The 10,885-nt window shown below is 74.2% G+C and carries 10 protein-coding genes; 4 read left to right on the top strand and 6 right to left on the bottom strand.

Annotated features, from left to right (window positions below; all coding sequences use genetic code 11):
• Window positions 1-206 (bottom strand): transposase (locus tag GTY56_RS08680; protein WP_391781311.1); only part of this gene is annotated, 206 nt, incomplete at its 3' end.
• A 111-nt stretch (window positions 207-317) separates the two neighbouring features.
• Window positions 318-1,250, bottom strand: coding sequence for a Ppx/GppA family phosphatase (locus GTY56_RS08675; protein WP_161364129.1), 933 nt, complete (start codon window positions 1,248-1,250; stop codon window positions 318-320).
• A gap of 83 nt (window positions 1,251-1,333) precedes the next feature.
• On the opposite strand from GTY56_RS08675, the gene GTY56_RS08670 reads away from it, so the two are divergent.
• Window positions 1,334-2,143, top strand: a complete 810-nt coding sequence (locus tag GTY56_RS08670; RefSeq protein ID WP_161364127.1) for a DUF3109 family protein — start codon at window positions 1,334-1,336, stop codon at window positions 2,141-2,143.
• Window positions 2,144-2,149: 6 nt separating this feature from the next.
• On the opposite strand, the gene GTY56_RS08665 is transcribed toward GTY56_RS08670, so the two are convergent.
• Window positions 2,150-3,880: a BACON domain-containing protein gene (locus tag GTY56_RS08665; RefSeq protein ID WP_161364125.1), complete on the bottom strand. Its 1,731-nt coding sequence runs from the start codon at window positions 3,878-3,880 to the stop codon at window positions 2,150-2,152.
• 197 nt (window positions 3,881-4,077) lie between these two features.
• Here GTY56_RS08665 and radA point away from each other — a divergent pair, with 197 nt between their 5' ends.
• The gene (radA, locus tag GTY56_RS08660) at window positions 4,078-5,487 is read left to right on the top strand and encodes a DNA repair protein RadA (RefSeq protein ID WP_161364123.1); all 1,410 of its coding nucleotides are present in this window, start codon (window positions 4,078-4,080) and stop codon (window positions 5,485-5,487) included.
• An 80-nt stretch (window positions 5,488-5,567) separates the two neighbouring features.
• Complete coding sequence (disA, locus tag GTY56_RS08655) at window positions 5,568-6,692, top strand: DNA integrity scanning diadenylate cyclase DisA (protein ID WP_031104906.1); 1,125 nt, start codon at window positions 5,568-5,570, stop codon at window positions 6,690-6,692.
• Between the two features lie 73 nt (window positions 6,693-6,765).
• On the opposite strand, the gene GTY56_RS08650 is transcribed toward disA, so the two are convergent.
• Window positions 6,766-7,623, bottom strand: coding sequence for a hypothetical protein (locus tag GTY56_RS08650; protein WP_161364122.1), 858 nt, complete (start codon window positions 7,621-7,623; stop codon window positions 6,766-6,768).
• A 174-nt stretch (window positions 7,624-7,797) separates the two neighbouring features.
• Between GTY56_RS08650 and GTY56_RS08645 the strand changes: the two genes are divergently transcribed.
• Window positions 7,798-8,439 carry a phosphatase PAP2 family protein gene (locus GTY56_RS08645; protein WP_202509911.1) on the top strand — a complete coding sequence of 214 codons (642 nt, stop codon included), beginning with the start codon at window positions 7,798-7,800 and terminating at the stop codon, window positions 8,437-8,439.
• Between the two features lie 70 nt (window positions 8,440-8,509).
• On the opposite strand, the gene GTY56_RS08640 is transcribed toward GTY56_RS08645, so the two are convergent.
• Together GTY56_RS08640 and GTY56_RS08635 are read right to left on the bottom strand one after the other, a co-directional pair.
• On the bottom strand, window positions 8,510-9,193 hold the full coding sequence (locus GTY56_RS08640; protein ID WP_161364119.1) for a response regulator transcription factor: 684 nt from the start codon (window positions 9,191-9,193) through the stop codon (window positions 8,510-8,512).
• A complete protein-coding gene (locus tag GTY56_RS08635) occupies window positions 9,190-10,581 on the bottom strand; it encodes a sensor histidine kinase (RefSeq protein WP_346345442.1) in 1,392 nt (463 codons plus the stop codon). The genes GTY56_RS08640 and GTY56_RS08635 overlap by 4 nt, the downstream gene beginning before the upstream one ends.
• Window positions 10,582-10,885 lie beyond the last annotated feature (304 nt).

Here is a 10,885-nt window from a genome sequence, read left to right as displayed (position 1 = left end):
GACCAGCGGCGGAAGCGTTCGTAGACCGTCTTCCACGGACCGTAGCGTTCGGGCAGGTCCCGCCAGGCCGCCCCGGTGGACAACTTCCACAGGATCCCGTTGACCACCTGACGGCGATCCCGCACCGGACGGCCCATTCGCGGCGGGGCCAGCAACGGCTCGATCACCGCCCACGACTCATCGGTCAGCTCATGACGACGCACCACAAACCAACCAACGACCACAGCACTTTGCGGACACGACCTGGGGGTTTTCGGCAACGCGGCGAGGTGCGGTGCCAGGCCGCGCGACCCGGACGCTCATAGTTGAAAGAACCCCTACAGGGACTCCATGTGATCCAGGCGACGCAGGATCACGCCCTCGCGCAGCGCCCAGGGGCATATCTCGACGCGCTCCACGCCGAAGAGGTCCATCGCGGCCTCGGCCACCAGGGCGCCCGCCAGGAGCTGGCCGGCCCTGCCCTCCGAGACGCCCGGCAGCTCGGCACGCTCCTGCTCGGTCATGGCGGCCAGGCGCGGGACCCAGCCCTCCAGGGACTCCCGCTTGAGTTCGCGCTGGACGTAGAGACCCTCGGCGGAGCGGGCCGCACCGGCGATGCGGGCCAGCTGCTTGAAGGTCTTCGACGTGGCGACGACGTGGTCGGGGGTGCCGAGGCGGCTGAACTCCCCGACCGTGCGGGCGATCTCGGTCCGCACATGGCGGCGCAGGGCGCGGACGTCGTCCGGCTCGGGCGGGTCGCCGGGCAGCCAGCCGGCGGTGAGGCGGCCGGCGCCCAGCGGCAGCGAGGCGGCCGCGTCCGGCTCCTCGTCGATGCCGTAGGCGACCTCCAGGGAGCCGCCGCCGATGTCCAGGACCAGCAGCTTCCCGGCCGACCAGCCGAACCAGCGGCGGGCGGCGAGGAAGGTCAGCCGGGCCTCCTCGGAGCCGGTGAGGACCTGGAGCTCGACGCCGGTCTCGGCGCGCACGCGTTCGAGGACGTCATCAGCGTTGCGGGCGTCTCGTACGGCGGAGGTCGCGAACGGGAGGACCTCCTCGACGCCCTTGTCCTCGGCGGCCTGGAGCGCCTCCTTGATGACCGAGACCAGCCGGTCGACGCCGTGGGGGCCGATCGCGCCGTCGTCGTCGAGGAGCTGGGCGAGGCGCAGTTCCGCCTTGTGCGAGTGCGCGGGCAGCGGGCACGCGCCGGGGTGCGCGTCCACCACCAGCAGATGCACCGTGTTCGATCCCACGTCGAGGACACCGAGTCTCATGTACGGCACGCTACTGCCCGCCGGGCCGTCCGCCGTCCTCGGTGGGGGTATGAGGCCCGCACCGGGGCCCGTACCCTGGACTCGTGCCAAAGACGAAAAAGGCGAAGCGCGACAAATCACCGGGCGTCGTGGAACCCGACGAGAAGGGCCTCGACTTCGCTCGCGCGTGGGTGGAGTTTCCCGATCCGGCGGACGACGAGCAGGTGTTCCGCTGCGATCTGACATGGCTGACCTCTCGCTGGAACTGCATCTTCGGCAGCGGCTGCCAGGGCATCCAGGCGGGCCGCGCGGATGACGGGTGCTGCACGTTGGGTGCCCACTTCTCCGACGAGGACGACGAGAAGCGCGTCGCCGAGCATGTGGCCAGGCTCACGCCGGACATCTGGCAGCACCATGCCGAGGGCACACGGGGCGGCTGGGTCTCCGAGGACGAGGACGGTGAGCGGCAGACGCGGCCCTTCCAGGGCTCGTGCATCTTCCAGAACCGGCCCGGCTTCAAGGGCGGTATGGGCTGCTCGCTGCACATCCTCGCCGTGAAGGAGGGCCGCGAGCCGCTGGAGACCAAGCCGGACGTCTGCTGGCAGCTGCCGGTGCGAAGGACGTACGAGTGGATCGACCGGCCCGACGACACGCGCGTCCTTCAGGTGTCGATCGGTGAGTACGACCGCCGCGGCTGGGGCCCGGGCGGCCACGACCTGCACTGGTGGTGCACGTCGGCGACCTCGGCGCACGGCGCCGGCGATCCCGTGTACGTCTCCTACCGGCCCGAGCTGATCGAGCTGATGGGCAAGGCCGGCTACGACCGGCTGGTCGAGCTGTGCGAGGAGCGGCTGGCCTCGCAGCTGCCGCTGCTGGCACCGCATCCCGCGGACCCCGAGCCTCCGGTGGCCTGAGGCCCGCTACGACGTGGCCGGGCTCGGGTCGCCGCTGTCCGAGGGCGGTGGCGCCGAGCCCGTGGGGTCGGTCGGGGCCGGGTCCGTCGGTGTGGGCGTGGGGTCCGGGTCGGTCGACGGGGGCGGGGTGGTCGGCGTCGGGTCCGGGTCCGGGGCGGAGGTCGTGGGCGTCGGGTCGGGCTGGGTCGGAGTCGGGTCGCCCGGCCCGCCGGGGCGGGGGCCCGGGCCGGGGCCGGAGGGGCTGGGCGCGGCGCCGTAGCCCTCGATGTGCACGACGGCGCCCACCGGTGCGACCGCCACCTGCGCACGCCAGGGGCCGGCGGGCTCCCGCAGGTGGTCGACGTACACCTTGATCGTCAACGACTCGCCGGGCCGGAGCGTTCCCGAGGACTGGCTGAGGTAGAGCCAGTGGGCTCCCGTGGACGCCGACCAGCGGACCGGGGCCGGGCCGGTGGCGGTGAGGGTGACGAGGGTGGTGTCGCCGCTGTTGTCGGCCGTGACCTCCAGGGCGGTCTCGCGGCCGGCGCCTGCCACGCCGATGACCTCGACGGAGACGTCGGCCTTGCCGTCCTTGCCGAAGCGGGGGCCGGGCCGGGTGCTCGCGTTGCCGGTGTTCTCGTAGCCGCCGCCCGCCATCTCGCCGTCCAGGCCGAACGGGTCGTCCGCCTCGCGCGCGGAGGCCGAGCGGCCGTCCTGGCCCTCGCCGACCGGGGTGCCGCGGTAGGCGGCCCACAGGGCCAGCACGGGGGCGGCCACGACGGTGGCGACGACGGTCGTGGTGACGGCACGCGCGCGCAGGCGGTCCCGGCGGGCGGCGTGGTCCTTGGGGTCCATCGGGAAGCCGCGGCGGTCGAAGCGGGGTGCGGCGCCCCGCGCGCGCGGGTGATGGGTCATGGCCACCTGTACGGCCGCCCGGGGTGCCGGCAGGACGGGCAGTTCGGCGGGGGTGACGCTGGTGCCGGGCCAGCGGCCGGGGATGGCGCGCTCGGCGGTGCGGCGGCAGCGCGGGCAGTCGTCGACATGCCGGACGAGTTCGGCCCGCAGGGCCGTGCCGAGCACGAGCCGGTCGTCGCCTGCGAGGTGCGCCACGCTCGGACACGCCCGGGTCTCCACCACGGCGAGGGCCGCACGCGTGCGTTCCACCTCGCAGGCGGCGGAGGCGAGCAGATCACGGGCGGCGGCCGGGTCCATGCCGAGGACGGCGGCGACCTCGCGCGCGGCGAGGTGGTGGCGCACGGCCAGTTCGAGCGCCTCCCGCTGCTCCGGGGTGGTGCCGGCGGCCTCCGGCCAGGCCAGCAGGGCCAGTTCACGACGGCGCCGCTCCTGGACCTCCTCGGAGGGGGCCGGGGCGGCCGGACGGTCGGCGCGCGGCCGGTCGGCACGGCCCGCGGCATGGCTGCTCTGACGTTTCTGCTTGGCCTCGGCCAGCTTGCGCAGGCACGCCCAGCGGGCCAGCGCGTACATCCAGGCCCTGCGGTCCGCGGGTGCCTGCGGAAGGTGCCGGCCGCGGCGTTCGGCGAGGGCCAGGACGTCACCCAGGGCGGCGATCGCGGCCTCGTGGTCGCACAGCACAGACAGGCAGTAGGTGAACAGGCCGTCCAGGTAGGGCTCGTAGCGCGCGGGCGGCCGCTGCGCCAGCGTGCGCGCCGCCCCGCGGTCACGCGCTTCCCGGTGCGCCCGGTGTGCGCCGGCCGTGCGGGTCGAGCGGGTCGAGATCTCCGGAGTACTGCTCATCATTCGGCGACCGTAGGGGGCCGGGAGTGGCACCTTCAGGCGGCTTGAGCACATTTAATCCGTACGGGTGAAACGATCCCTCAATCGGGGACAGGAACCGGTGGTTCCGCCGCTGGCGGGGGGTGGCGGACCCCTGGCGCGCAGGTGGCCGCCGTCGGCCGGTCCCCGCGATGTCAGTGCCTGCCGCTACGGTTCGGTCCATGGCTGCCCGTACGAAGACCACCAAGGACCGCCCGTCCTACCGCTGCACGGAGTGCGGCTGGCAGACGGCGAAGTGGCTCGGCCGCTGCCCCGAGTGCCAGGCCTGGGGGACGGTCGAGGAGTACGGCGCGCCCGCGGTGCGGACGACGACACCGGGCCGGGTCACCACCTCCGCCCTGCCCATCGGCCAGGTGGACGGCCGCCAGGCCACCGCCCGCCCCACCGGCGTCCCCGAGCTGGACCGCGTGCTCGGCGGCGGTCTGGTCCCCGGCGCGGTGGTGCTGGTCGCGGGCGAGCCGGGCGTCGGCAAGTCGACGCTCCTGCTCGACGTGGCGGCCAAGTCCGCGAGCGACGAGCACCGCACCCTGTACGTCACGGGCGAGGAGTCGGCGAGCCAGGTCCGGCTGCGCGCCGACCGCATCGGCGCCATCGACGATCACCTGTACCTCGCGGCCGAGACGGATCTGGCGGCGGTGCTCGGCCACTTGGACGCGGTGAAGCCGTCACTGCTGATCATGGACTCGGTGCAGACGGTCGCGTCCCCGGAGATCGACGGCGCACCCGGCGGCATGGCCCAGGTGCGGGAGGTCGCCGGGGCACTCATCCGGGCCTCCAAGGAACGCGGCATGTCCACGCTGCTCGTGGGCCACGTCACCAAGGACGGCGCGATCGCGGGCCCCCGCCTGCTGGAGCACCTCGTGGACGTCGTCCTGCACTTCGAGGGCGACCGGCACGCCCGCCTGCGCCTGGTGCGCGGCGTCAAGAACCGCTACGGCACCACCGACGAGGTCGGCTGCTTCGAGCTGCACGACGAGGGCATCACGGGCCTCGCCGACCCGAGCGGACTCTTCCTGACCCGCCGGGCCGAACCGGTCCCGGGTACCTGCCTGACCGTCACCCTCGAAGGCCGCCGCCCGCTGGTCGCCGAGGTCCAGGCGCTCACGGTCGACTCGCAGATCCCCTCCCCGCGCCGCACCACCTCGGGCCTGGAGACCTCCCGCGTCTCGATGATGCTCGCGGTGCTGGAACAGCGCGGGCGGATCAGCGCCTTGGGCAAAAGGGACATCTACTCCGCGACGGTCGGCGGTGTGAAGCTTTCCGAGCCCGCCGCCGACCTGGCCGTCGCCCTCGCCCTGGCGAGCGCGGCGAGTGACACACCTCTCCCCAAGAACCTCGTCGCGATCGGCGAAGTGGGCCTCGCGGGCGAGGTGAGACGGGTCACGGGAGTGCAGCGCAGACTGGCCGAAGCCCACCGTCTGGGCTTCACACACGCGCTGGTCCCGGGGGATCCGGGCAAGGTTCCGGCGGGCATGAAGGTCCTGGAAGTCGCGGACATAGGGGACGCCCTGCGGGTCCTCCCCCGCTCCCGTCGCAGAGAGGCCCCACGGGACGAGGAGGGTCGCCGGTAGACTTTGCCCTGGTCTCGCCCGTCCGTGCGAACCGAGCGCGCGACACGGGGGCGCCCAGAACCTGCGACCGGAGGAGTGCAGTGGCAGCCAACGACCGGGCATCAGCTCCCGGAAAGTCCGGTGGGAGTGCCGGTACCGATGGCCTGATGCGCGCCTCCCTGAGCGCCGTGGCACCGGGCACCGCCCTGCGTGACGGCCTGGAGCGCGTACTCCGCGGCAACACCGGCGGTCTCATCGTGCTCGGCTCCGACAAGACGGTCGAGGCGCTGTGCAGCGGCGGTTTCGTGCTGGACGTCGAGTTCACCGCGACCCGGCTGCGCGAGCTGTGCAAGCTGGACGGCGGCATCGTGCTGTCCTCGGACCTGTCGAAGATCCTGCGCGCGGGCGTGCAGCTGGTCCCGGACCCGACGATCCCGACGGAGGAGACGGGCACCCGGCACCGCACCGCCGACCGCGTCAGCAAGCAGGTCGGCTTCCCGGTGGTCTCCGTCTCCCAGTCGATGCGGCTGATCGCCCTGTACGTCGACGGACAGCGCCGCGTCCTGGAGGACTCGGCGGCGATCCTGTCCCGCGCCAACCAGGCGCTCGCCACCCTGGAGCGCTACAAGCTCCGCCTCGACGAGGTCGCGGGCACGCTGTCGGCGCTGGAGATCGAGGACCTGGTGACCGTCCGGGACGTCTCGGCGGTCGCCCAGCGCCTGGAGATGGTCCGCCGCATCGCCACGGAGATCGCCGAGTACGTGGTGGAGCTGGGCACGGACGGCCGGCTGCTGGCCCTCCAGCTCGACGAGCTGATCGCGGGCGTGGAGCCCGAGCGCGAGCTGGTCGTGCGGGACTACGTCCCCGAGCCCACGGCCAAGCGCTCCCGCACGGTCGACCAGGCCCTCGCCGAACTCGACGCCCTCACCCACGCCGAACTCCTCGAACTGTCCACGGTGGCCCGGGCGTTGGGCTACACCGGCGCGCCCGAGACACTGGACTCGGCGGTCTCTCCGCGCGGGTACCGTCTCCTCGCCAAGGTGCCCCGGCTCCCCGGCGCGATCATCGACCGCCTCGTCGAGCACTTCGGCGGCCTGCAGAAGCTGCTCGCCGCGAGCGTCGACGATCTCCAGACGGTGGACGGTGTGGGCGAGGCCCGGGCGCGCAGCGTCCGCGAGGGGCTGTCGCGGCTGGCGGAGTCGTCGATCCTGGAGCGGTACGTCTGACGCGTACGGACATGGACTGGAACGACTGAGGGCGGTACCCGGCAAGGGGTACCGCCCTCGGGTGTCTCCGGCGTCAGTCCGCCGAGAGCACGAACGACGTCTGCACCTTCGCGAAGCCCGGGGCCTTGGCTTCCACCAGGTACGTGCCCGCCCCGGCCGAGCCCGCCGGAGGCGTGGCGCACTCGGGGGCGCTCGGCTTGCGGTCCCACTTCACGGTGTAGGTGATGCCGCTGCCGGCGGCGACCCGGTACAGCTGGTGCGCGGCTGCCTTGGGGCAGTCCTCGGAGGACCAGTAGTCGTCGTCGCTGCTGGCCGGGGCGATCGTGAACACGGCGTTCTTCGGCCCGAGATCGATCTTGCAGTCGCTGCCGGAGACGTTCCGCGCGGTCAGCAGGAAGGTGGGCGTCTGCTCGGGGTCGTAGGTGTTGTGCCGGCTGCGCAGGCTGAACTTGACCGCGCTCGCGGTGCAGTTGGGCAGAGTGGAGCCGGCCGGCAGGGTGTCGCCCGCGCCGACGCCGCCGGCGGTGGCGCCGCTCCCCGAGCCGCCGGAGCCGCCCGAGCCCTCGGAACCGCCCGAGCCGGAACCCTCGTCGGAACCCGAGCCGGAACCGTCTCCCGAGCCGTCGCCGGATCCGTCACCGGAGCCGTCACCGGACCCCGACGACGAGCCGCTTGAACCGCCGCCGCCCGACTCGTCGCGTCCGCCGGGCGCTTGGCTGATGGCCGGGCCCGAACTGGACGGGCCGGGCGTGATGGAAGGCGCGGGATTCTTGCCGTCGGCGCCGTTGTCGCCGTCCTTGCCGCCCCCGCCCATCGTCACGATCCAGGTGGTCAGCAGCGCCAACACGGCGACCACGGACACCAGTACGACCCTCCGACGCCAGTAGATGGAGGAGGGAAGCGGCCCGACCGGATTGCGCAGAGATCCCACGGCGCAAACCTTACGAGAGATCGGCGCGTTCGCCGGTCCCACCCGCCGTTCGGTGAACAACTTTTCCGGATCATCATTCCGGATTCCCGGCTCCCACCCCTGACTTCCGTCAGGTACGGAACCCGATGATCGCTGGGTGTGACGGTACGGGCCCGCCGCCTACCGTCCGTGACCATGAACTCCCAGGACACCGCGCTCTACCGCGACATCACCGACTTCGCCCACACCACCCCGAACTGGGTACAGCAGGGTGCCGAGATATGGACGGAGGCCGGACTGCTGGTGTTCGCCGGGCTGTTCGCGACCGCTCGGTGGCGCGGCCGCCGGGGCAGCCCCCGCGCGTTCGCGATCGCGGCCCTTGCACCTCTGGCCACGGCAGTGGCGTACGTGTGCAGTGAGGTGCTCAAGTCCGCTGTCGCGGAAGAACGTCCGTGCCGTGCGGTGACAGGGGCGGCCGCGTCCCTGGCCGCGTGCCCGCCGCACGGCGACTGGTCCTTCCCGTCCAACCACGCCACCATCGCGGGCGCCGCGGCGGTCTCCCTGACCCTGGTGCGGCGCGCGCTGCTCGGGCTGACGGCCCCGCTCGCCCTGTCGATGGCGTTCTCCCGGGTCTTCGTCGGCGTGCACTATCCGCACGACGTCCTGGCGGGGCTGGCCCCCGGCACGCTCGTCGCCCTCGTCGCCGTACGGCTGGGCAGGGATCCGATGACGCGGCTGGCCGGGGCGATGCGCACCTCGCCGGCGCCGGCCGTGCGGTGGGTGCCGGGGCCGGGCCCGGCGCCCGTCCCGTCCTACGGGACGCACGCGCGCCGGTGAGCCGGGACACGCGGCGCACCGCCGCGCTCGGCGCCCGTCCGCGGCTCACGGGCGCCGTCGCGCCCCGCGGTCACGGCTCCACCAGCCCCGCCTCGTACGCGACGATCGCCGCCTGCACCCGGTTGCGCACGCCCAACCGGTCCAGGACCGCGCTCACGTACGCCTTCACGGTGCCCTCGACGAGATGCAGGCGGGCGGCGATCTCCGGGTTGGACAGGCCGGCGCCGACCAGGCCGAGCACCTCGCGCTCACGGGGGCTCAGGACGGTCACCCGTGCGCGTGCCTGTGCCTCGCGGGTGAGGCGGCCGCCGCCGAGGCCCTCGTCGATGACGTACCGGGCCACCTTGGGCGAGAGGAACGCGGCTCCGGCGGCCACCGCCCCGACGCCCGCGATGAGTTCGTACGGGTCCCCGGACTTCAGCAGGAACCCGGTCGCGCCGCCGCCCAGGGCGCGGGTCACATAGGCGCCCTCGGAGAAGGTGGTGAGCATCGCGACGGCCGTGCCGGGCACGGTCCTGACGATCTCCTCCGCCGCCGCGAGACCGTCCAGGCGCGGCATGCGGATGTCCAGCAGGGCCACGTCCGGGCGGTGGGCGCGGGCCAGTTCCACCGCCTCGCGTCCGTCGCCCGCCTCGGCGACGACCTCCGTCCCGCCGCCGCTGCCCAGGATGGCGCGCACCCCGGCCCGGACCATCGCCTCGTCGTCGGCCAGCAGCACACGGATCGGCGCCCTGCGCGTGTCCCCGGTGCTCATCGTGCGAACTCCTCGTGTTCTTCCCGGCCTTCGCCGGACAGGCCGGCACCGGGGACCACGTCCTTGGCGACCAGCCGTCCGCCGTCGAAGCACAGTCTGAAGTGCGCGACGGAGACGAAGAGTTCGCCGCTCGCACGGTAGTAGCGGCAGTCGGCTCCCGCGGGCGGGGCCGGGGCCCGCTCCTCGGGCGGATCGTTCACGTCGCGCCCGGGCAGCACCCGCTCGGCCTCGGCGGCCGGGGCGCCCACGCGGAGCTCCGCATACGCGGCGGGTTCGAGCACCGAGTGCGTCTCGACGTACGCGTACCAGCCGAAGGCGGCGCCGACGAGCACCACACCCACGCCGGCCGCGGCGCCGAGGCCGGCGGCGACCCGGCGGCGGGCGTGCGAGAACGGCGCCCGGGCCGGGCGGACGGGCCTGACCGCGACCGGCTGCCCCGGGACGTACGCCCGGACCCGGAAGCCCTCCCCGTGCGCACCGGCCTCGAACTCACCGCCGACAGAGGTCACCGCCGCCCGCAGCCCGAGCAGGCCCGTACCGCCTCCCGGGGGCCGGGAGGCGTCCTGCGCCGGGCGGCCGTTGGTGACGGTGACGGAGGTGCCCGCGGCGTGTCCGGTGACCGCCACGACCACGGGAGCGCCCGGTGCGTGCCGTGCCGCGTTGGTCAGCGCCTCCCGGGCCACGCGGTGCAGCAACCGCTCGGCGACCTCGCCTGGACCGGCGGCGTGCGGGTCCGCGGCCGGGGCCCGCCCGCCCGGCTCCCAGCGCACCGGGAGGCCCGACTCGGCGGCGCGGGCGACGAGTTGCTCCAGGGTCTCGCCGGCCGGGGACAGCGGCGCCGCCTCGTCGTCCTCGCGCAGGACGCCGATGATGCGGTGCAGCCGGTCCGTGGCGTCGGCGGCGGCCGCGCGCAGGCCGGCCGCCGCCGCCCGGTGTTCGTCGCCGAGGCCGGGGGCGACCTGGAGCCGGGCCCGTTCGCGCAGCCGGGCGCGCTCCTCGGCGAGGGCGGCCTCGTCCTCCAGCCGGGCGGCGCGCAGCCAGCCCGCCTCGGCCGGCTCACGGCTCTGCCGCCAGTAGCGCCCGCCGAGCCAGGGGAAGACACAGCCGAAGAGCAGGGTGCCCGTCATGACGAGCCACTCGGGTGCGGGGTCCACGCCGGTGAGCACGATCCGTGCGGTGCCCGCGCAGCCGACGGCGGCGAAGCACAGCACGGCGGGGCGCGCCCGGCCCGCCCGCAGCCCGAGCAGCAGCGCGCACACGCCGAGGGCGGGACCGTAGGAGACGGTGAACAGGGCCGGGGCGGCGGCCAGGCTCAGGGCGGCCACCAGTACGAAGGCGGCCGGCGGCAGCCGCCGGGACACGGCGACGGCCGCGGTCAGCACGGCCACGCCGGTTGCCTGCTGCCGGCCGGGCCGCGGTTCGTTCAGCCCGATCCGGTCCGCCGTGAGCGCCGGGACGGCGAAGGCGGCCCAGAGGAGGAGGCCACGGGCGAGCGAGGCCCGGCCGGGAGGTCCATGCGCCCGACGCCACAAGTGCCCGGCCCGCCCGCACTGCTGTCGATCGTCAGGTACCCGCCCCCTTCAGGGGTGGCGGTGTGCCCGATCGGACGGCTCTGCGTGGCACCATCGATACGCCATGACTGCTCCCACGAAGCCCCCGCAGCCCATCCCCGCCCCCGCCGACACCCCCTCC

This window comes from Streptomyces sp. SID5643 (assembly GCF_009872555.1).
Lineage (GTDB): Bacteria > Actinomycetota > Actinomycetes > Streptomycetales > Streptomycetaceae > Streptomyces > Streptomyces iakyrus.
Note: the sequence above shows the minus strand (reverse complement) of the source record. Positions and strands in the feature narration are given on the sequence as shown.